Below are 20,245 nucleotides of genomic sequence, written 5' to 3'. Positions count from 1 at the left end.
TATGACAGTACTTGAACTCAAACAAGCGAAAAAGACATTCGGCTCGGGTCATAAAAAAGTCGAAGCCCTAAAAGAAACCAACTTTCAAGCCAAAGCTGGAGAAATGATTGCTATTATCGGTCCTTCTGGTTCCGGTAAAAGTACGTTTTTAACAATTGCCGGCGGATTGCAGACACCATCGGAAGGAGACGTTCTGATCAATGGCACTTCTCTAGCAAAACTCAACGAGAAGAAGCTATCCAAAGTTCGATTGAACGAAATCGGCTTTATTTTGCAAGCATCTAACCTGGTGCCATTTTTAACGGTCCACAACCAAATGATGCTCTTAAAGAAAGTAAAAAAAGACACATTAAACGACCAAGAGCTTGAAGATCTCTACAAAGACCTTGGTATCGAAGAGCTTCGCAACAAGTACCCTTCCGACTTGTCTGGAGGGGAACGCCAACGAGTGGCGATAGCAAAGGCTTTGTACACGAACCCATCTATCGTATTAGCCGATGAACCGACAGCCTCCCTGGATTCAGAGCGCGCGTATGAAGTGATGGAACTGTTGCAAAAAGAAACGAAGTCGAAAAAGACGACCACACTCGTCGTCACACATGATACGCGATTGATTGACTACTGTGACCGTGTCTTTAAGATGACAGACGGCACGTTACGTGAAGAAGACCATACCCCGAAAGAAGGCGCTGCGCATGACTAAACGGACACTTGTCTGGTTTCGTCGTGACCTCCGCCTTCACGATCACCCTGCGCTAGCACAAGCCGGTCACGATGGCCGCGTGCTAGCTCTTTTCACTCTATCCCCTGAGATGCGAAAACTAGAAGCTTCTTGTTGGTGGTTAGAAGAATCATTGAAAGAACTGAAAAGCACACTTCATGAAAAGGGAATTACACTTCTAGTCACGGATGAAGATCCAACGACTTGCATCCCAAAACTTGTAGACGAACATAACTGTGACCAAGTTCTGTGGAATGACAGCTATGCAACAGACGAGCGAAAGGTAGAAATCGCTGTAAAAAAAGTGTTAGAGGATAAATCCATCACGTATCAAACACTGGATGGAGACCTCCTCTTCCCCCATCACGAATTAACAAAAGATAACGGTGAACCTTATTCGATTTTCACTCCCTTCTATAAACGCTCGCAGCAAGAAACGGTGAAACGACCGGTTGCAATGCCTGAAGAATGGCAAGGGATCCGTGCAAAAACATTGAAGACAATTGAAGAACTAGAACTTCTCCCCGATCATCCGTGGACGAAAAAGTTTGCGAAGCACTGGACCCCTGGTGAGAAAGCGGGCATCAAAAACTTCCAACAATTTGCAAAAGAAAAGATTGAGGACTACAAAAAAATGCGAGACTTTCCAGACGCGCAGGCAACTTCTGAAATCTCTCCGTATTTGACGTGGGGCAATCTTAGCGTTCGCGCTGTTTACTATGCTGCGAAACGAGAAAAGAATGCGGAGCCTTACCTACGCCAACTCGTGTGGCGCGAGTTCGCAAAACGTCAATTGTTAGAGCATCCAACGCTTGAGACGAAGGCGTTGCGGTCTGAATTTGATAAGTTCCCATGGAAAGCAAGTAAAGCCGACTTCGAAAAGTGGAAACGCGGTGAGACGGGCTATCCCCTTGTAGATGCTGGCATGAAGCAGCTTTGGGAAACAGGCTGGATGCACAATCGCGTACGAATGGTCGCAGCTTCCTTCCTCACCAAACACCTTCTCCTTCCTTGGCAGTGGGGAGCTGAATGGTTCAAAGAGACATTGGTCGATTACGACGAGGCGAATAACGGGATGGGTTGGCAGTGGGTCGCTGGGACGGGTATTGACGCTGCGCCGTATTTCCGAATCTTTAATCCCACGACTCAACTCGAGAAATTCGATAAAAACGCGGAATACGTACATCACTGGAAAGTTGAGCAAGATATCGAACCCATCGTCGACCATAAAGAAGCACGGGAACGCGCACTTGAAGCGTATAAATCTATAAAATAACACAGTTGTACTTCTAGACAATACAACCCATGCTATACTGAAAAGGTATTTTATCCAATCAGTTAAGGAGTGACGCATGTGAATGTTCAACCTGCAACACGAATGGAACGCTTCCCTACATCAATTTTTGGAGAACTAAAAAAAGCCGCGGCTGTCCGCACCTCAAATGACTTACCTGTTTATGACCTGAGCCTTGGCAGCCCAGACCTCCCACCAGCAGAAGCGGTCCGTCAGACTCTTTCAGAGAAAAGTGCGCTTGCCACTTCTTATGGTTATACATTGACTGGGACTACACGTTTTTATGAAGCGGTCGCAACCTATTACAAAAATCGTATGGGCGTCCCCCTAGACCCCGAAACTGAAATTGTTCAGACAATGGGTTCACAAGAAGGTCTTGTCCACCTCCCTCTTGCGTTTTGCAATGAAGGCGATATTGTCCTGACAACCAATCCCGCATATGTCGCATATGATGCAGGCATCCATGTAGCCGGTGCAATACCTTACTACCTTTCACTTGATGAAGAGAACGGTTTCTTACCGGATATCGCATCGATACCTGATGAAATTGCAGATAAAGCGAAATTGTTGATTTTAAATTTACCTGGCAACCCAGTTCCGGCTTTGCCAAGTGATTCGTTTTTCAAAGACGTCGTCACGTTTGCGAAAAAACACAATATTATTGTTGTCCATGACGCTGCGTACGCTGAATTTTATTTTGATGGAAGCGGACCGAAGAGTTTCTTGGCCACTCCTGGAGCTAAAGAAGTGGGGCTTGAAATTAATTCTCTATCAAAGACCTTTAGTCTGGCTGGGGCACGAATTGCGTACATCGCAGGAAATGCTGAATTGATTGCTGTAATCAAAAGCTTGAAATCTCATCTCGACTATGGAATTTTTGAACCGATTCAAGAGGCAGCCATCACAGCCCTATTGCACGCAGAGGAAATCACTGACAATCTGCGCCGCGTATTTTCAGAACGTCACAAAGTATTGCGACAAGGACTTGAAGAACTCGGCTGGAAAGTCGCACCTTCAAACGGTGGTATGTTCATTTGGGCAGCGTATCCGTATCCGATGAAAGACACAGAATTTGTGTTCCACGTGTTGCGTGAAACAGGAATCGTCATGGTACCTGGATCTATCTTTGGTACAGAAGGTGACGGGTTTGCGCGTATTGCCTTAGTAAAAGATGTTGAAGTATTGAAGGAAGCACTCGAAGCATTAAAAACTCTCCAACCGATAGAAGTTGGATAAGGAGGAAGTTTAGGTATGTACATTTATTTGACAGATACACCACAAGTGAGCGGTTTTCATTTAAAAGGCGAAACAGAACGCTATATTAACGAATATGAAACTCTGCAAGAACTAGAGGGGCATGGCTACAAAGTGATTGATTCGTCTGGAGAGCTTTCTGATAAAGGATTTTTCGTACTAAATAATATTCCTGTGACGGAAGCAGGTCGCCCCGTGTTCGAACAACGCTTCATGAACCGCGCTCGCGCGATTGAAGACGAACCAGGGTTTATTGCGATTCGCGTGATGCGCCCAATGGATTCCAACACATACATCATATTGACGGAATGGGAAGACGAGAAGAATTTCAAGGATTGGCAGTCATCACAAGCCTATTCAAAAGCACACGCAAAACGCGGTACTGACGAGGGTATCGACAAACGTCCAGCAATTTTTGATGGACCGAGTTTTGTTACTACGTATAGCGCAAAATAAAACAACCGGCCCCGCATCATTGCGGGGTCGGTTTTTTATTACTCATATTCTTTTTGAATATCCTTCGTACTACGCACCGTATCAATCGGGCGAACTAACGCTTCGATTTGTTCGCGGCGGCCTTCAAACTTCGGTGGCAATGCTAGCTTCTCTCCCAAAGTCTCATATGGCTCATCATCCATAAATCCTGGTCCATCTGTCGCAAACTCGAATAATAACGGTGGCGCAATTCGTGCATACAATGACTCGAAATAGAATCGGTCGACATAGCCAGATGACGGAATACCCACTTGGTTCAAACGGTCAATCCAGAAATTCAATGCGTCCCGATCTTCAACGCGGAACGCCACGTGGTGAACCGTACCGAAACCTTGACGACCTGGTGGTAACACGACGTTCTTCTCGATGATGACCGCAGCCCCATTTCCACCTTCCCCTACTTCCATCCACGTCAAATCGCCTTCAGATGCGATTTCACGGAAACCAAGTACTTTATCTAGCATCTCTTTTAAGAAGTCGACGCGATCGTAGCGGAACACAATCGGACCCAATCCTGTAATCGCAAACTCTAGTGGAATCGGACCGTTCTGCCATGGAGTACCGGAAGCGACTCCACTATTTGTTTCGTCTGAAATCAATTGATAACGCTGGTCGTCAAAGTCAGCAAATTTTACAACTTTACGGCCAAACAGCTCTTCAATTCCTTGATTTTTAACACCTAGACGGTCAAATCGTTTCACCCAATACTCTAATGCTGCATCCGTTGGAACACGGAATGATGTACGGTAGATTTCGTTCGTTCCGTGAGACCCTTTTTGAATTCCTGGAAAGTCAAAGAACGTCATGTCTGTTCCTGCGCTACCGCGGTCATCTGCAAAGAATAAGTGATACGTCTGGATATCATCTTGGTTGACTGTTTTCTTTACTAAACGCATCCCGAGCACATATGTGAAGAACTCATAGTTTTTCTCCGCACTGCTTGTGATCGCTGTAACATGGTGGATTCCTTTTAATTCATTCATGATTTTTTCCTCCTTGTGTTTCTTTCTGATTTTAGTATACGACGTAATTATCTTGAATTCAAGATATTTGTTTACTAAAGAGCCCATTCCTATAGAATGGGCTAAAAACTCTTAGTTATCATCTAAAATCGAATCGCGTTTTTCAGTAAGGAACGTGAGAACTTTGTTGGTTGGATCATACGATTCCCCATAAAATTCTTCATCTTTGTACGTATGGATATTTTCATACGTCCATTTCATCGCTTCGTACACTTCTTTCTCATCACGTGGTTCAGGCGTCCAGTAAAGAATCTCAAGCACTGTGTTCTCGCCAGTTGCTAGAGAACGTCGATTGTATCCAATTTGAGTCGCGTGGACAAATCCTTCACGCTGATAGAAACGTAAACGTTTTTCAGTATCTGTATCTTCATAATTCACAGGCTCAACTTCTAATAGAATCGTTTTACCAGTGGCTTTTAGTTTTTCGAGTAACTTCTTCCCAAGACCTTCTCCGCGTGCTTCTTTTGAAACAAACAAGTAGTCGACAAAAATAAAGTCTTTAAATTCCACATACATGAGGACATGCTTTGGCCCCTCATCTTTGCGGTAGACTTTGCCTTTTTCTTCTAGCAACGTCTCCATATGCTCACGTGACTTCATTTCTTCTACAGGAAAGTATTGGTTCAATTTTGTATACCAGTTCATTGTTGTTAGCTCCTTCGAATTTTTCATTGCCCGGAGATTTTTGTTTTTTGCAGCGTACAAGTTGAGGAAAAATCAGGCTAGATAAAAATCCTCACCACGACATGTTTACCCGATATTCGTTATACTTAAACATAAAAGAGGTGTTTTTTTCGATGAAACTGTTTAGAGACCATTTAGATAGGGAATTACAGATTCCTACTTTTCCACAGCGAATCGTTTCAATCTGTCCTGCCATTACCGAAACGCTCTTTGCACTGAACGTTCAGGATCAAGTAGTCGGCCGTACAAAATATTGCATTTTCCCAAAACATCAGGTGGAGGCACTTCCTTCAGTCGGAGGCACGAAAGATGTTTCCATTGAAAAAGTACGCGCTTTAAAGCCTGACTTGATCCTTGCTGAAAAAGAGGAAAATACAAAAGAAACGGTAGAGCTTCTTTCAGAAATCGCACCTGTCGTCGTATTTGAGGTCCAAACGATTGAAGATTCTTACCGACTGATTCGTGACCTTGGAGCAGTGTCGGGTGCGCAACCTGCTGCAACCAAACTTGAGCAAGAGGCGCGCATGTCTTTCGACTCGCTACCTAAAGTTTCTGGACAGCCATCTGTCCTCTATATGATCTGGCGCAAACCATATATGGCAGTCGGTGATACTACGTATATCCAAGCAACGTTAAAAGCACTTGGATTCCAAAATGCAGCAAAGCCTCTTGATGGACGCTATCCTGAAATCACACCTGAATTACTCGAAGAACTCAAACCGGATTATCTACTTCTCGCATCTGAACCGTTTCCATTTGCCGAGAAACACAAACAGGAATTTGCAGAGTTCACATCAACTTCTAAGCCCGTGTTAGTCGACGGGGAAATGTTCTGGTACGGTGCAAAAATGACGGAAGCCGCACACTATTTTAAGAAACTTTTTGAAAATAATGAATCCTTCATCATTGACAACGACACAGTAAAGAAGGTAAGATAAACAAAACTTTTTGTTCGGGATGGGTAGAAGATGCCGGAGAGCCGCCATCGCCCTAGAGCAGAGTTGAGATGAGAGAGCAGAGATGAGAAATCCTCGACAAAGAAGAGTACACTGACGCGACATGTCAAAGAGAGCCGGTCATCGCTGAAAGCCGGTCATGTCATCAGCTGGAATGGACTTTGGAGAGTCTTCTGAAAAGGAAGAACGGATGATCCCCGTTACAAGATCTGGAGAGAGTTTTTGAACTTGAAACCAGAGGTGGTACCGCGAACCGTTCGCCCTCTGCAGGCTTTTTGCCTGTGGAGGGCTTTTTTCATTTTCTGCTCCTATGAGAGGAGCCAAGTCCAGATGACACACTATGTGCACGAATCTCTTAATGGAGATTCTTTAACCCCTATTTCTATCTACCACCGCTTACAAGGCGACCGTAAGTTTTTGCTTGAAAGCTCTTTAAAGCACGAAAAATCCGGTCGCTATTCCTTTATCGGCGCTTCCCCATCCACGATGTATCGTGGGGAAAAAGGCCAGTTGACTGTGAAAGACTTACTGAGTGGGGCCACTGATCAATTTCATGGAGACGCGATGACGCTTCTGAAACAGTTGCTTCCCCCTCCACTTCCCGAAGGTCCTTTCCCCTTTTCCACAGGGGCAATCGGCTACGTAGGATATGAAGTGCTAGGGCATACAGAACCAACAGGCCACCCACTTCCGAAAGCACGAGAATTACCAGACATCTATTTCCTGTGGTATCCAACAGTCGTCGTCTACGATCATCAGACGCATACGGTAACCGTACTAAACAGCAATGGAAATGAAGACGAAGTGGCGCAAGTGGTTGCGGAATTACAAAAGACGCCCACGACTGAGCTTCCCGATGAAGCGACGCCGCTTCACTTTACATCCAACATCACAAAAGACGAATTTCTAGCGAACGTTGAAAAATCGAAAGAATGGATTTATGAGGGGGAAATCTTTCAACTTGTATTGTCGCAAAGACTTTCTGCTTCCATTAATCAGACACCCTTCGCCTATTACCGAAAATTACGTCGCGTCAACCCTTCCCCTTATATGTTTTACATCGACTTCGGGGATGCCGTAGTACTTGGGGCTTCACCGGAAAGTTTCGTACGCGTTTCGGAAGGTGTTTTGCAGTCCAACCCGATTGCTGGAACGCGACCAAGGGGCGCTACGCCGGAACTTGATCTTGCGCTTGAAGAAGATTTGCGGCAAGACCCGAAAGAACGCGCAGAACACGACATGCTTGTAGACCTAGCACGTAATGACGTCGGTCGACTTAGTAAAGCTGGCAGTGTAAAAGTCACAAAATATCAGCAAGTCGAGCGATATCAACACGTGATGCACCTGGTGTCGGAAGTCGAAGGACAGCTACTTCCAAACATCCACCCACTTGAAGCACTCACAGCGTGTCTGCCAGCCGGTACCGTTTCGGGCGCACCAAAAATTCGAGCAATGCAGTTGATCAATGAACTTGAGACGACGCAGCGCGGTGTCTATGCAGGAGCAGTCGGCTATTTGAGCGCGAGTGGCAATTTAGATGCTGCCCTAGCAATTCGTACAGCGATCATCTCAGAAGGTTCCATCGCAATCCAAGCCGGTGCTGGTATCGTGTACGATTCAGACCCTGTGAAAGAATATGAAGAAACGTTACACAAAGCACGCTCTCTTCTGGAGGTGTTCCAATGATTCTCTTGATTGATCACTACGATTCGTTTACGTACAATTTGGCCCAGTACTTTCAAGAACTCGGAGAGCAAGTCGAAGTGGTGCGCTACGACACGTTGACAGTGGAGTCCATCCAAAAAATGAACCCAACTGCTATCGTACTTTCTCCTGGCCCGGGCCACCCAAAAGACTATACAGTCACGCAAAATATTTACAAAGAGCTCCATACTACTTACCCGTTCCTCGGCATCTGTCTAGGGCATCAGTTAATGGGACTTTGCACTGGAGCAGCCATTATCTCAGCTCCGCAAATCTTTCATGGCAAGACCTCACGCTTACTAGATGCAGATACTCAAGAAGAAAGCGGTGTTGTGATGCGGTACCATTCGTTAGCTGTCGATGCAACGACTCTTCCAGAAGAGTTTCTACCTGTCAGCTTCGCACAAGAAGACGGTACATTGATGGAGATGCGTCACCGCACGTTACCCATTGTCGGGATGCAGTATCATCCGGAATCCATCGGAACACCGGACGGCAGAAAGCGCTTGGCCAATTACTTACAAGGAGTGATGCGAAGTGAAAGCTACTTATGAGCGAATCCTACAAGGGGACTACTTATCGCGATTGGAGATGAAACAACTCGCCGGTCAATTTTTTGAAGCAGATGCAGAGGAGAAGTTGATCAAAGATATCTTGCTTGCTCTTCACGCGAGGCAAGAAACGGCGGAAGAACTTGCAGGTGTTGTGGATGCCTTGATGGAACGTGCGACATCCTATCCTACTGTTCCCTTCCCGGTATTCGATATGTGCGGTACAGGTGGTGATCAATCGGGAAGTTTCAATATCAGTACAACAGCTGCATTTGTCACTTCAGGGGCTGGAGTCCGTGTCGCTAAACATGGCAACCGGAGCATCTCTAGCCGTTCAGGAAGTGCCGATGTACTAACCGCTCTCGGATTAGAACTTACTGTTACACCGGAAGAAAGCGCACGACTCCTTGAGACGACAGGCCTAACGTTTTTATTCGCACCGGATGTCCACCCGGCGATGCGGGTTCTGCAACCGATTCGAAAAGCAATCGGGAAACCAACACTTTTCAATTTGATTGGCCCCCTCGCCAATCCGTATCCGTTAACGCATCAATTAATTGGCGTGTACCGTGAGGACTACCAGCAAACACTGGCTGAAGCGGCACGTCTTCTTGGAAGAAAGCGGGCGGTCATTGTAACGGGTGAAGGGTGTCTTGATGAAGCTTCTCTTGATGGCACAACGCGCTATACTGTGTTGCACGATTCGGAAATCATGACGCACACCCTTACTGCAGAACAGGTCGGGCTCTCCCCACTTCCACGTGAAGCGATTGCAGGTGGCGACGCAGAACAAAACGCACACATTTTACGGGCTGTATTAAATGGCGAGCCTTCAGCTTATTTGGATACGACACTGTTAAACAGTGGACTCGCATTGTTTGCTGCAGGAGCTGCATCTTCTGTCAAAGAAGGAATTGAAACTGCGCGGGAGAGCATTCAGTCCGGCAAAGCACTTCATCAATTGCTGCATTACCCAACAGCTGTGGAGGTAACGTCATGACAATACTAGATACAATCATCGCAACGAAATATAAAGAAGTAGAACAACTGAAAACAACAGTCTTACCGGAGCGATCCATCCCATTGCGCCAAAAATTATCGAATACACTCACGCATTCGAATCGCCTTGAAGTGATTGCTGAAATTAAGCGCGCGTCCCCTTCAAAAGGGTTGATACATCCGAACCTTGATGCTGTGGCGCAAGCCAGCCGCTACGTTGCAGGTGGTGCAGCTGCGATTTCGGTTCTCACGGACATCGAGTATTTCCAAGGGTCGTTTGAGGATTTGACGCAAGTAGCAAACTCTACCGATCTTCCAGTATTGTGCAAAGATTTTATGGTCGATCCAATTCAAATCGATGCCGCGTATAGCCACGGAGCGTCCATCATCTTATTGATTGTTGCAGCACTAGAAGTTGATGCACTACACGCACTCTACGATTATGCGACTCGTCTTGGCCTTGAAGTACTTGTTGAAGTGCACGACGAAGAAGAATTGGAAATCGCTCTAAATCTAGGTGCTCAATTGATTGGCGTAAACAATCGAGACCTTCGTACTTTCGAAGTGTCTCTTGATACGACAGAACGGCTGGCACGGAAAATTCCTGCTACTGCAAACGTTCACCTCATTAGTGAAAGCGGTATTGTCTCCCCGCAAGATGCAGAACGCCTAAGTGCTTGTGGTGCCCATGGATTACTAGTCGGTGAGACATTGGTTCGCGCAGATTCAGTGGAAGAAGCGCTGCAAGCATTCCAGGTCGGGAGGGTCGTTCATGACGCGTATTAAGATTTGTGGATTAAAAGAGGCGGAACATGTGGAAGCTGCAGTTTTTGCTGGGGCAGATGCCATCGGTTTTGTATTCGCCCCGAGCAAGCGCCAAATCACGCTATCAAAAGCCGCTGAACTTGCGAAAGCCATTCCGTTCCCTGTCAAAAAAGTAGGGGTTTTTGTGAACGCGACTGCCGAAGAAATCAATGCCACGGCACAAGCCGTTCCTCTCGATTACGTGCAGTTGCACGGGGATGAACCCGACACATTACTGGATGCCATTGAAGTACCCGTGATTAAAGCATTTTCAATCCGTTCAAAAGAAGATTTGGAGCGTGCGTTTGCAAGCCCCGCTCCTCTCGTACTCGTGGATGCACCAGGTACGACACACCGAGGAGGTTCCGGTCACACATTTGATTGGACGTACTTCCATCAAGTATCAACGTCGAGACCCTTCATCCTAGCAGGTGGATTGACGCCAGAAAATGTAGGAGAAGCCGTACGAGATTTACAGCCCGCTATGGTGGATGTATCGAGTGGCGTAGAAACTGATGGACGAAAAGACAGCGAAAAAATTAAGGCGTTCATACGCGCCGTACGGGAGGAATTAGGATGACAAACTACACAGCACCAGTAAAAGGTCGCTACGGAAATTACGGTGGCCAATTCGTTCCAGAGACGCTCATGCACGCTTTAGCAGAACTTGAAGAAGCCTACCTTGACGCGCAAAAAGATCAAGCGTTTAACGACGAAGTCCGCTATTATCTGGAACAGTACGTCGGGCGTGAAAATCCTTTATATTTTGCAGAACGTTTAACTAAACATTATGGCAAAGCAAAAATTTATTTGAAACGTGAAGATTTAAACCATACAGGAGCGCACAAAATCAACAATACAGTCGGACAAGCCCTCCTTGCAAAACGCATGGGGAAAAAGAAAGTCGTTGCTGAGACTGGTGCCGGCCAACACGGCGTTGCTACTGCAACTGTTAGTGCGTTGTTCGGCCTTGAGTGCACGATTTTTATGGGAAAAGAAGACATTCGTAGACAACAGTTGAACGTTTTCCGGATGGAGTTGCTGGGTGCTAAAGTTGTCGAAGTTACACAAGGAAGCGGTACGCTGAAAGACGCTGTCAACGAGGCTCTTCGTTACTGGGTCACACATGTGGACGACACGCACTACATCATGGGGTCAGTTCTAGGACCTCACCCATTCCCGCAAATTGTCCGAGACTACCAATCCGTAATCGGCCAAGAAACACGGCGCCAAAGTCTCGCGCAATTCGAGCAGTTACCTACACACGTTCTCTCCTGCATCGGCGGTGGTAGTAATGCGATGGGTATGTTCTATCCGTTCATCAATGATTCCGATGTAAAGTTGATTGGAATTGAAGCAGCTGGACACGGGGTCGCTTCTGGGAAACATGCAGCAAGCTTAACTGGTGGGAAAGTTGGCGTATTACACGGTGCCATGATGCACCTCTTACAAGATGAAGCTGGTCAAATTCAAGAAGCTCACTCGATTTCAGCAGGCCTTGATTACCCGGGTATCGGACCCGAGCATAGTTACCTGCACGACCTCGGTCGCGTCGAGTACACGTCTGTGACGGATGAAGAAGCATTGACAGCTCTACAATTACTCGCCCAGACAGAAGGCATTATTCCGGCACTTGAATCAGCACATGCACTTGCTCACCTAGACGTCCTCCTCCCAACGACAACCGAAGATGATCATGTTGTCATTTGTTTATCAGGTCGTGGAGACAAAGACGTGCATACAATCCGAGAAGCACTCGCTAGTAAGGAGGAAAACGAATGAGTCGATTAACAAAAGCAATCCAGTCGCGCGTGGAGGCAGGAGAAACTGCGTTCATCCCCTATATCATGGCGGGTGACGGAGGACTCGACGCGTTAAAGGATCAACTGCTATTCTTGCAGGAATCGGGTGCAACAGCGGTCGAGCTAGGCATTCCGTTTTCCGATCCAGTCGCAGATGGCCCAGTCATCCAAGCAGCTGGCCTTCGTTCACTTGCCCATGGAACTACGCTTCGCGACGTCCTTGAGGCTGTGAAGGCAGTAGAGAGCGACATCACTCTTCCACTTGTGGTCATGACGTATTTCAATCCTATTTTACAGCTCGGGCTTGATACATTTGCGAACTTGGCCAAAGAAGCGCGCGTTGCAGGTGTCATCGTACCTGATCTTCCACTCGAGGAATCCGAGATTTTGTCTGGTGTACTAGAACCTGCTGGAATCGATTTAGTTCAATTAGTCAGTTTAACGAGCCCGCGCGAACGTGTGGAACGGATTGCGAAAGCTTCCCAGGGATTCGTCTACGCTGTAACGGTGAACGGCATCACTGGGACACGCCAGTCGCTGCCAGAAGAGACATTTAAGCATCTTGCTGCACTTAAGTCTGTGAGCCCAGTTCCAGTGATGGCAGGCTTTGGTGTCTCGATTCCTGAGCATGTACAGCAATTAAGTGAGGTCGTGGATGGCGTAATCGTTGGAAGCTTTGTAGTCGACGCACTGCACCGGGGTGACCGTGACGCAATTCTTCCACTACTAGATGCAGCGCGTTCTGTGCGAGCAGAGGTTTAACTGATTTCTTAAGGTCTTTCTAGTAAGGGCTTGGGTCGCTCGGGGGGGTTTGTGCCCTGGGCGGCTGTTTTTGTGACGTGCGTGAGTTGTTTTGTTTCTCGAGCGAGCATTTCTATGCTCTCGAAACTCATTTGTGTGCCCTGAGTCATGTTATGGAAACTAATTTCATCTGCCAGCCCTGATTTCCTAAGATCTTTCTAGAAAACCACACAAAAGAGCCCGACACTCCCCAGAGTATCGGACTCTTTTTCTATTGGTAAAAGACGTTGGTCCAAATCATCAAAACGATACTGGCCCTTACATCCCTATGCTGCTAGTGTCCCCCGAACTAACTCTGAATAAGAGCTGTAAGGGTCTAAATTGGAATCTTCCAATCTAGTGGTCGTCGCGCATGATGGGATCCATGTCTTAACCCGCTGGATTAGTTCTGTTCGCTTTTACGGCGACGAGTCATGAATGCTGCTGCACCAAGTGATGCTGCTAGTAAAGATCCAAGTAGGAATCCTTGTGCACCCATACCTTCTTCTTCAGCCATTCCGCCCATACCAGTACTTGGCATACCTTCTGGCATCTCTCCACCTTGGAAGTTTTCAGGGAATTGATCAACAATTGCGCCTGAGATAGCCGCTGATGGCATTAACATGTGCGCATAAGCTTCACGAAGGTTTGAGTAAGCTCCTTCGAAATCGCCCTCTACATATAGATCAAATGCTGCTAGTAACTGATCTACGTGTTCAGTCAAACCAGCTTCTAAATCTGCTGCTGGTAAACGGTCTTCAGTAGCCGCTGCTAGGAATGCTGCTTGCTCAACGATATACTCGTCAAGTTCTGCCATTGCCTGCTCTTGTCCAGCTTCATCCTCATTTGCTGTAGCAACCACGTAATCTACGAAGTAGCCAATGTGGCTGTTCCAGATTTCTTTAAATTGTGCTCCGCCTTCTTCACCATACACTGAAGCGACTGCTGCTGATAGGTCATCTGCGTTAGCAAGAAGTGCTGCTGCTGATGCATCATAGTCAGGGTCACCATCTACTCCATTTTGCATAGCCATTACTGCAAGTCCAGCATGCTCTGTGAAGATACGGTCTAGGTTAGCACGTAAATCCGCTGCTGGTGTTACAGCTACAGTATTATCAAAGTTCTCTGGGAATTGGTCAGTAATTGCTGAAGCCATACCAGATGCTACCATTACCATGTGGTTGATTGCTTCGCGCTCGCTATTGTAAGACGCTTCATAATCTCCAGCTACATAGCTATCGAACGCTGCGACTAATTGACCTACATGTTCAGTCAACCCTGCTTCTAGATCTGCTGCTGGTAAACGTCCTTCAGTTGCTGCATCTAAGAATGCTGCTTGCTCTACAATGTATTCATCTAATTCAGCTACAGCTTGATCTTTTCCTGCTTGGTCATCTGCTGCAGTTGCATTTGCATAGTCTACGAAGTAGCCAATGTGTGAAGCCCAAATTTCTTTGAATTGTGCTCCTGCTTCTTCTCCATATACAGAAGAGACAGCTGCTGTTAAGTCATCTGTGTTCCCGTTTAATGCGCCAGCTAATGCTTCAAAATCTTCTGTTCCATCTGCACCTTTTTTCAATGTTTCCACTGCTAAGAATGCATGCTCAGTAAATAAGTGTGTTAGTGTCGAGCGAAGTTCTGATGCTGGTGAAGAAACTCCCATGTCATCTGAAACTGCTCCACCCATTGAAGAATGATCGCCGTGGTCATCTGCTAGTGCAATCGCCGGTGCCGCCATTGTCATTGCCAGTGTTGCTGCTAAAATTGCTTTTGATTTCATTTTGTAGTTCATGTGAATCTCTCCTTTTTTTTGGGGTTTTTAATTTACACCAAGCTAACGGAAGAGAAATTCGATTGGATCACTTTTTTTGAAAGTTTTTTTAAATTCTTTTGACCAACCTTCTCCAAACGTTGATACATAAAGGTTTCAACCTTCTACAAAATGTATAACAAAAAGAAAAAATCGCCCATTTTCATGAGCGATTCAAGAAATTAATTGGCATTTGGTGCTGAAATAGTTGAAGCCATCAATACATCACCAAGTGGTGTTTCACTATCTTTTGTTGGTTCATGAGATACAGCAATCTGATCCCATGTGAAATCTTTCCCAGCAGGAAGTGTATACACAACCGCTCCATCTGTTCCTGTGGATGTAAATGTTCCTGCACGATCTGGACCATCCTCATCAATTAACCAAACTTGATAGACTTCTTCATCTGTTAGTTCTGGCAATGAAGATGCTTGGACGACCACTCGAATCTCATCGCCATTTCGGACAATAGATGCGGTTCCTGTTGAGTCACCTTCAAGAGGTTGCAAATTCACAAGTGCAATCAATTGATCGACTGTTTCACTTTGCGACACTAATGTTTGTTGTTGATCACTTACCATCCATCCTAGATAAGCGTTTCCTACTAATGAGAGGACAAGCGCTGCTGCAAGGAGTGGGAGCCATTTTGGTGTACCTCTACTCTTACTAGAGGTATGTGTTACAGGTGTTGGCTGTGTAGTTTCTTTAGTTTCTGGTCGGAATGGGACAAGGGGATCCGCTTGCGCTGGTGGGGTCTCTTCAAAAATTGACCCAAGTACGCGTTCTTTCATTCCCACTGGCGGTTCCGTGAATTCCGACACGTACGGTAAATCTTCTGATAACGCCTGCCACTCAGCAAGCTCTTGTTGACACTCGGCGCATGTTGCCAAATGCTGTTCAAACGCTTCCTTCTCTTCCGTTGTCAGTTGTTCGTTGAAATAATCAATTGTTAAATCACACATCACTCGTTCCATCTGCAAGTTCCCCCCTTTCCGGTTCTAATCGTTTTCTGAGATGTTGTAAGGCTAATCGTATTCTACCTTTGACCGTGCCTAAAGGAATATTCAAATCCTTTGAGATCCGGTCCTGCGAATAGCCATGAAAATAAAACAGCTCAACGATTTTTCTTTGATCTTCTTTCAAATAAGACAATGCCTTGCGAATACGATCACTTTTCTCTTGCCACTCGACCGCTTGCTCGGGGGCATCATGCATTGTATCCGTGACACGTTCAGCATCTTTATCTAGTAATCCGACTTCTTGTTGTTTAGCAGACTTTCGAATCACGTCCAAACAACGGTTGCGTGTCATAGTGAGCAACCATGAAGAAAACTTGCCACGGCTAGCATCAAATGGTGCGTGATCACGCCAGAGCTTTGTGAATACATCTTGTACGATGTCTTCTGCTCGTTGTTGATCTTGCATCATGCGGTAAGCAAATGAATAGACCAGTCGTTCATATTTATTATAAAGCTCTTCTAGCGCATGTTGATCCTTGGCTAAAATTTGCTCGTACAACTCTTCATCCGAAAAAGACACGTAGTTCCCTCCCCTACTTCCAGTTCCTCTTATCATAACGGAAAGTAGCAAAGTATTACTATTAATAAGATAACGCAGAAACTCTGCATTTGGATCACTTTTCCTAGAACTAGGTGACAAGAATCATTTTAGGGTATGATGAAAAGAAAAAAGAGGTGGTCCAATGATATTTTTTGTAGTGTGGATTTTACTCGTTGGCTATGCTGTTTTTCTAGCACCTGGGCAAGGCAACAGCAGTGATCCCGTGTTAACAGAAGTATTTGCAGGGAATTGGGCGGCGATTGATCCCCTCGTGTTAACTGTATTTAATTCGTTAGGGATTTTCCCACTCATCTTTCTCACAGTACTACTTCGCAATGATACGAAACGTTGGCCGGCTTGGCCGTTCTCGCTCGTTTCATTCGGCCTTGGTGCGTTTTCACTACTCTTGTATTTTGCTTTCGGAAATCGACCACCGGAACGAAAAATCCGAACGCCTAAATGGTTGCTTCGTATTTTACGCTCAAAAACATGGCTACTATTCTTGATTGTGATTACAGTTGCCAATTTGATTTCCTTACAAAACGGCATTTCACTAGATGCTTATATGGAAACTTTCCAACAGTCGCATCTTGTATCGGTCATGACAGTAGATTGGTTCGTCCTCTGGGGCCTATCCATTTATGCCGTGTATCACTTTTATCCAGAAGCTCGCGCAAAGGCATTGGCCTTCATACCAATTGCCGGCCCAGCACTGGTGTTGCTAATTAATTCGAATCGTATCGACGTTTAAATTTTTTCATGGCGGGGTATTTCATAGTAAACACCTAAACAAGGAGGTCTATTTATGGATAACAACCGTCATGAAGAAAAGCACGTTGAGGTTCGACGTGAAGAAAAGACAGACAGCGGTCTAGTCGGTGCTACATTTATCAAATATGCAGCGTACATCATTATTTTCTTTGGTATTCTTTGGTTCTTGATCTCATACGTATTCCCGATGTTCAGCTAGCAGTGAAGCCGAGTTTACAACGACTCGGCTTCTTTTTGTTTTTCTGGCACTTTAACGAGCGCATATCTTTTCCATGCTTTGCTCTTCCATCTAAACAACATGATCAATCCACGCGTCCATTCATCAATTGCAATCGCAGCCCACACACCCACTAGTCCCCATTCCAAAGTAAAAACGAAGAAATAACCGAGCGGTAGACTGATACCGATCATTGAAATAGCTCCCATTATTACAGGGAAGCGTGCATCTCCTGCAGCGCGTAACGAGTTAATGATGACTATATTCAAGGTTCTTCCTGTTTCGAGTGCAAGACCTAACACTAGCACTTGTGCAGCAAGACGAATGACTTCAGGGTTGTCCGTGAAAATCCCTACAATCGACTCTCGGAAGATGACCACTATGGATACAGCCACAATAGTAAATGTCATCGCGTATTGCACACTCTTCCAAAGTTGACTGTACGCCTCTTCAGAACGCCCAGCCCCTACAAACCGTCCAACAATAATGGCAGTCCCCATTCCAATAGCTATCGCGAACAAGTACGTGAACATCGAAATGTTGTGCGCATATTGCCTCGCCGCAAGTGACTCTGCCCCAAGGTACGTAATATAGAAGAGAAATACGATTTGCGCAGCTTGGTACAAAATTTGTTCAAACGCAGCGGGCAGTCCAATACGAAGAATTTTTCCAATATAGTCTTTTGACCACTGGAAATAGTCTCGCCACATAACGCGAACATCCATCACTTTATAAAATAACCAGAAGAACACGAGCATCGCCAAGAAACGACTTCCAATTGAAGAAATCGCTGCCCCTTCAACGCCGAGTTCAGGAAAACCAAATTTCCCAAAAATCAAAACATAGTTCCCGATAACGTGAATGATGTTCATTCCAAGCGACACATACATCGTCTGTTTCGTCCATCCATGAACACGAATGACGGCCGACAAGGAGTTAATAATGGCTTGTAAGAAGATGGCTCCACCAACAATCGATAGATAACTCACTGCGTAGTCCAGGACATCTCCTTGCAGGTTCATCGCAACCATCATCGATTTGGCAAAAATCAAATAGACGATGCTGAGAATAATTCCGATCACAAGATTGAGTGTGATGGAGAGTGCTGCAACTTTGGAAGCTTCTTTAAAAAGCTTTGATCCAAGGTACTGCGCAACGACGATTGAAGCTCCTGCTGCCACTACTTCTAGTAGCAATATCGCTATATGAATATACTGATTAGCCGCTCCTACTCCAGAAACTGCGTCGTCTGAAAGGGAGCTGAGCATAAAGGTATCCACTATACCCATCAACATGAATAAAAAGACTTCTAAAAAAATCGGCCATGTTAAATGAAAGAGGTTTAAGTCACCGGTTTGTTTTGTTTTTTTCATTGTGCGTTCCTTCTTCCTCGCTAAACATTTACTTAGCATAGCAAAATCTCCGGAAAAAGAAAGGGCAATATTTTACTATTAGATGTGGAGCCGACTGTTCAGAAATAGTGCGAGATGACAGCGTGGACTGTGAAGTGTTCTATGCTTCATAGACCGCGATGGCATCTTGCGGGATTTCTAGGAGGCGCAACTCGATTACGGTTAGATGTGGCGATCAGAAGTTTTGGACTGAGCGAGCGTTCATCTACCGAAAGTATGATTTATTCTACCCAAATCGACTTTTTTTCTACCGAAACTGAAATTTATTCTACCCAAACCACTTTTTATTCTACCGAAGTCATACTATGGAAACCATTTCAGCCCCCTCCCCCTCCCCTCCCTAACCAGCACTAAAAAACCACGAGCGCAAAGCCCGTGGTTTCGAAAATTAATCTAAGATTTTAATTGTAACTGTTTGACGTCCCCAGTTTAGAGCACCTTGCTGATCTGGGATGAAGACATCGATTTTGTTCCCTTTGATTGCGCCACCAGTATCTCCGGCAATCGCTTCTCCATATCCTTCAACCCATACTTTTGAACCTAATGGGATGACAGATGGATCAACCGCGATTACTTTTTGATTTGGGTTCGCACGTAAGTCGATACCTGTTGCTGTTGTACCTGAACATCCTTCACAGTAAGCTGTGTAAGCTGTTGCTTCAACCGTCATCGTTTGAGCGGCTTCTACTGGAGCAGACTCAACAGGTTGAGACTCTTGTGGTGCTGCCGCTTGCTCAGTTTGTTCAACTGGCTTAGACTTTGCTTCTTCTACAGGAGCTTGCGCTGCTGGAGCCTGAGCGGCAGGTGCTGCTATATAGTCATTCCCTTCCACAACTAACACTTGGTCTGGGAAGATTAAGTCTGAAGTTAAGCCGTTCCATCCTTTAAGGTCGGCCACTGAGATATCATACTGCTGTGCGATTTGGTAGAGCGTGTCGCCGCTAACCACTTTGTATGTTTCAAGTTCCCCGACTTGTAGTTCTTGATTTGGGAAAATCAAAGTAGAATCTAAGTTGTTCCATTCTTTGATGTCTCCTACAGATACTTCATTTTGCTGTGCAATGGACCATAATGTGTCCCCGCTTTTAACTGTATATGATTGTTCGGCTGCAGACGCACCGGCTGCGCCAATAAATAATCCTGAAATAGCGGTTAGTGCAACGATTTGTTTTTTCATAAGTTAAAATTCCTCCTTTTCACTAACGACCCCTATCGTACCACCTCCACATTGCAGAACAATGACAGGAAAGTACCACGGGGCTATCAATTACACGTCAGCGAAATCTCAAACATAACAACCACACCACAACTATGACAAACACATAACAGACATGACCCCTCACTAACAATACGCAAAAAAACAGCCAGTTGAAGGGTTATCCCTTGCAACTAGCTGTTTTCCATCATTT

The 20,245-nt window shown here is 45.6% G+C and carries 21 protein-coding genes and 1 other annotated feature; of the genes, 14 read left to right on the top strand and 7 right to left on the bottom strand.

Annotation, left to right across the window (positions count from 1 at the left end; translation table 11 throughout):
- The first annotated feature begins 1 nt into the window (after nt 1).
- From ACF3OH_RS02840 to ACF3OH_RS02825, 4 genes are all read left to right on the top strand, one after another.
- Complete coding sequence (locus ACF3OH_RS02840) at nt 2-703, top strand: ABC transporter ATP-binding protein (protein ID WP_204590126.1); 702 nt, start codon at nt 2-4, stop codon at nt 701-703.
- Nucleotides 696-1,997: a cryptochrome/photolyase family protein gene (locus ACF3OH_RS02835; protein WP_392455725.1), complete on the top strand. Its 1,302-nt coding sequence runs from the start codon at nt 696-698 to the stop codon at nt 1,995-1,997. Before ACF3OH_RS02840 ends, ACF3OH_RS02835 begins: the two co-directional genes overlap by 8 nt.
- Nucleotides 1,998-2,075: 78 nt before the next feature.
- Nucleotides 2,076-3,251, top strand: a complete 1,176-nt coding sequence (locus tag ACF3OH_RS02830) for an aminotransferase class I/II-fold pyridoxal phosphate-dependent enzyme (RefSeq protein WP_392455724.1) — start codon at nt 2,076-2,078, stop codon at nt 3,249-3,251.
- Between the two features lie 15 nt (nt 3,252-3,266).
- Nucleotides 3,267-3,725, top strand: coding sequence for an antibiotic biosynthesis monooxygenase family protein (locus tag ACF3OH_RS02825; protein ID WP_392455722.1), 459 nt, complete (start codon nt 3,267-3,269; stop codon nt 3,723-3,725).
- A gap of 38 nt (nt 3,726-3,763) precedes the next feature.
- On the opposite strand, the gene ACF3OH_RS02820 is transcribed toward ACF3OH_RS02825, so the two are convergent.
- Entirely contained in the window at nt 3,764-4,747 is a 984-nt protein-coding gene (locus tag ACF3OH_RS02820; protein WP_204590130.1) for a ring-cleaving dioxygenase, read from the bottom strand.
- 111 nt (nt 4,748-4,858) lie between these two features.
- Complete coding sequence (locus ACF3OH_RS02815; RefSeq protein ID WP_392455721.1) at nt 4,859-5,431, bottom strand: GNAT family N-acetyltransferase; 573 nt, start codon at nt 5,429-5,431, stop codon at nt 4,859-4,861.
- A 152-nt stretch (nt 5,432-5,583) separates the two neighbouring features.
- Here ACF3OH_RS02815 and ACF3OH_RS02810 point away from each other — a divergent pair, with 152 nt between their 5' ends.
- The 8 genes from ACF3OH_RS02810 (at nt 5,584) to trpA (ending at nt 13,048) form a co-directional block, all read left to right on the top strand.
- Nucleotides 5,584-6,408, top strand: coding sequence for an ABC transporter substrate-binding protein (locus tag ACF3OH_RS02810; protein WP_392455720.1), 825 nt, complete (start codon nt 5,584-5,586; stop codon nt 6,406-6,408).
- 84 nt (nt 6,409-6,492) lie between these two features.
- Nucleotides 6,493-6,694: a binding site (T-box leader), on the top strand.
- Between the two features lie 62 nt (nt 6,695-6,756).
- On the top strand, nt 6,757-8,112 hold the full coding sequence (trpE, locus tag ACF3OH_RS02805) for an anthranilate synthase component I (RefSeq protein WP_392455719.1): 1,356 nt from the start codon (nt 6,757-6,759) through the stop codon (nt 8,110-8,112).
- Nucleotides 8,109-8,684, top strand: coding sequence for an anthranilate synthase component II (locus ACF3OH_RS02800; protein WP_392455717.1), 576 nt, complete (start codon nt 8,109-8,111; stop codon nt 8,682-8,684). Before trpE ends, ACF3OH_RS02800 begins: the two co-directional genes overlap by 4 nt.
- Nucleotides 8,668-9,681, top strand: coding sequence for an anthranilate phosphoribosyltransferase (gene trpD, locus ACF3OH_RS02795; RefSeq protein WP_392455716.1), 1,014 nt, complete (start codon nt 8,668-8,670; stop codon nt 9,679-9,681). Before ACF3OH_RS02800 ends, trpD begins: the two co-directional genes overlap by 17 nt.
- Nucleotides 9,678-10,466, top strand: coding sequence for an indole-3-glycerol phosphate synthase TrpC (gene trpC / locus ACF3OH_RS02790; RefSeq protein WP_392455714.1), 789 nt, complete (start codon nt 9,678-9,680; stop codon nt 10,464-10,466). Before trpD ends, trpC begins: the two co-directional genes overlap by 4 nt.
- Nucleotides 10,453-11,064: a phosphoribosylanthranilate isomerase gene (locus ACF3OH_RS02785; protein ID WP_392455713.1), complete on the top strand. Its 612-nt coding sequence runs from the start codon at nt 10,453-10,455 to the stop codon at nt 11,062-11,064. The genes trpC and ACF3OH_RS02785 overlap by 14 nt, the downstream gene beginning before the upstream one ends.
- Complete coding sequence (gene trpB, locus ACF3OH_RS02780) at nt 11,061-12,266, top strand: tryptophan synthase subunit beta (RefSeq protein ID WP_392455711.1); 1,206 nt, start codon at nt 11,061-11,063, stop codon at nt 12,264-12,266. Before ACF3OH_RS02785 ends, trpB begins: the two co-directional genes overlap by 4 nt.
- Nucleotides 12,263-13,048, top strand: a complete 786-nt coding sequence (trpA, locus tag ACF3OH_RS02775; protein ID WP_392455710.1) for a tryptophan synthase subunit alpha — start codon at nt 12,263-12,265, stop codon at nt 13,046-13,048. Before trpB ends, trpA begins: the two co-directional genes overlap by 4 nt.
- 421 nt (nt 13,049-13,469) lie before the next feature.
- Here the strand turns inward: trpA and ACF3OH_RS02770 are convergent, their stop codons facing one another.
- The 3 genes from ACF3OH_RS02770 to ACF3OH_RS02760 all read right to left on the bottom strand — a co-directional run bounded on the left by ACF3OH_RS02770 (nt 13,470) and on the right by ACF3OH_RS02760 (nt 16,415).
- Entirely contained in the window at nt 13,470-14,858 is a 1,389-nt protein-coding gene (locus ACF3OH_RS02770; protein WP_239584876.1) for a copper amine oxidase, read from the bottom strand.
- Between the two features lie 200 nt (nt 14,859-15,058).
- Nucleotides 15,059-15,850 carry an anti-sigma factor domain-containing protein gene (locus ACF3OH_RS02765; RefSeq protein ID WP_392455708.1) on the bottom strand — a complete coding sequence of 264 codons (792 nt, stop codon included), beginning with the start codon at nt 15,848-15,850 and terminating at the stop codon, nt 15,059-15,061.
- Nucleotides 15,831-16,415, bottom strand: a complete 585-nt coding sequence (locus ACF3OH_RS02760; RefSeq protein WP_338032445.1) for a sigma-70 family RNA polymerase sigma factor — start codon at nt 16,413-16,415, stop codon at nt 15,831-15,833. The genes ACF3OH_RS02765 and ACF3OH_RS02760 overlap by 20 nt, the downstream gene beginning before the upstream one ends.
- Before the next feature lie 163 nt (nt 16,416-16,578).
- Between ACF3OH_RS02760 and ACF3OH_RS02755 the strand changes: the two genes are divergently transcribed.
- Nucleotides 16,579-17,187, top strand: coding sequence for a hypothetical protein (locus ACF3OH_RS02755; protein WP_392455706.1), 609 nt, complete (start codon nt 16,579-16,581; stop codon nt 17,185-17,187).
- A 54-nt stretch (nt 17,188-17,241) separates the two neighbouring features.
- A complete protein-coding gene (locus ACF3OH_RS02750; RefSeq protein ID WP_204590142.1) occupies nt 17,242-17,406 on the top strand; it encodes a hypothetical protein in 165 nt (54 codons plus the stop codon).
- Between the two features lie 14 nt (nt 17,407-17,420).
- Here ACF3OH_RS02750 and ACF3OH_RS02745 read toward each other — a convergent pair whose 3' ends face one another.
- Together ACF3OH_RS02745 and ACF3OH_RS02740 are read right to left on the bottom strand one after the other, a co-directional pair.
- The gene (locus ACF3OH_RS02745) at nt 17,421-18,797 is read right to left on the bottom strand and encodes an MATE family efflux transporter (protein ID WP_204590143.1); all 1,377 of its coding nucleotides are present in this window, start codon (nt 18,795-18,797) and stop codon (nt 17,421-17,423) included.
- Between the two features lie 427 nt (nt 18,798-19,224).
- Nucleotides 19,225-20,013, bottom strand: a complete 789-nt coding sequence (locus tag ACF3OH_RS02740; protein WP_392455705.1) for a LysM peptidoglycan-binding domain-containing protein — start codon at nt 20,011-20,013, stop codon at nt 19,225-19,227.
- Nucleotides 20,014-20,245: the final 232 nt, after the last annotated feature.

This window comes from Chryseomicrobium aureum, assembly GCF_043182735.1.
GTDB classification, from domain to species: Bacteria; Bacillota; Bacilli; order Bacillales_A; family Planococcaceae; genus Chryseomicrobium; species Chryseomicrobium aureum.
Note: the sequence above shows the minus strand (reverse complement) of the source record. Positions and strands in the feature narration are given on the sequence as shown.

Excerpts from the sequence above, each read along its gene's own strand:
- ACF3OH_RS02840 (WP_204590126.1), top strand. The coding sequence starts at position 2 with ATGACAGTACTTGAACTCAAACAAGCGAAAAAGACATTCGGCTCGGGT.
- ACF3OH_RS02835 (WP_392455725.1), top strand. The coding sequence starts at position 696 with ATGACTAAACGGACACTTGTCTGGTTTCGTCGTGACCTCCGCCTTCAC.
- ACF3OH_RS02825 (WP_392455722.1), top strand. The coding sequence starts at position 3,267 with ATGTACATTTATTTGACAGATACACCACAAGTGAGCGGTTTTCATTTA.
- ACF3OH_RS02820 (WP_204590130.1), bottom strand. The coding sequence starts at position 4,747 with ATGAATGAATTAAAAGGAATCCACCATGTTACAGCGATCACAAGCAGT.
- ACF3OH_RS02815 (WP_392455721.1), bottom strand. The coding sequence starts at position 5,431 with ATGAACTGGTATACAAAATTGAACCAATACTTTCCTGTAGAAGAAATG.
- ACF3OH_RS02810 (WP_392455720.1), top strand. The coding sequence starts at position 5,584 with ATGAAACTGTTTAGAGACCATTTAGATAGGGAATTACAGATTCCTACT.
- trpE (WP_392455719.1), top strand. The coding sequence starts at position 6,757 with ATGACACACTATGTGCACGAATCTCTTAATGGAGATTCTTTAACCCCT.
- ACF3OH_RS02800 (WP_392455717.1), top strand. The coding sequence starts at position 8,109 with ATGATTCTCTTGATTGATCACTACGATTCGTTTACGTACAATTTGGCC.
- trpC (WP_392455714.1), top strand. The coding sequence starts at position 9,678 with ATGACAATACTAGATACAATCATCGCAACGAAATATAAAGAAGTAGAA.
- ACF3OH_RS02785 (WP_392455713.1), top strand. The coding sequence starts at position 10,453 with ATGACGCGTATTAAGATTTGTGGATTAAAAGAGGCGGAACATGTGGAA.
- trpB (WP_392455711.1), top strand. The coding sequence starts at position 11,061 with ATGACAAACTACACAGCACCAGTAAAAGGTCGCTACGGAAATTACGGT.
- trpA (WP_392455710.1), top strand. The coding sequence starts at position 12,263 with ATGAGTCGATTAACAAAAGCAATCCAGTCGCGCGTGGAGGCAGGAGAA.
- ACF3OH_RS02770 (WP_239584876.1), bottom strand. The coding sequence starts at position 14,858 with ATGAACTACAAAATGAAATCAAAAGCAATTTTAGCAGCAACACTGGCA.
- ACF3OH_RS02765 (WP_392455708.1), bottom strand. The coding sequence starts at position 15,850 with ATGGAACGAGTGATGTGTGATTTAACAATTGATTATTTCAACGAACAA.
- ACF3OH_RS02755 (WP_392455706.1), top strand. The coding sequence starts at position 16,579 with ATGATATTTTTTGTAGTGTGGATTTTACTCGTTGGCTATGCTGTTTTT.
- ACF3OH_RS02750 (WP_204590142.1), top strand. The coding sequence starts at position 17,242 with ATGGATAACAACCGTCATGAAGAAAAGCACGTTGAGGTTCGACGTGAA.
- ACF3OH_RS02745 (WP_204590143.1), bottom strand. The coding sequence starts at position 18,797 with ATGAAAAAAACAAAACAAACCGGTGACTTAAACCTCTTTCATTTAACA.
- ACF3OH_RS02740 (WP_392455705.1), bottom strand. The coding sequence starts at position 20,013 with ATGAAAAAACAAATCGTTGCACTAACCGCTATTTCAGGATTATTTATT.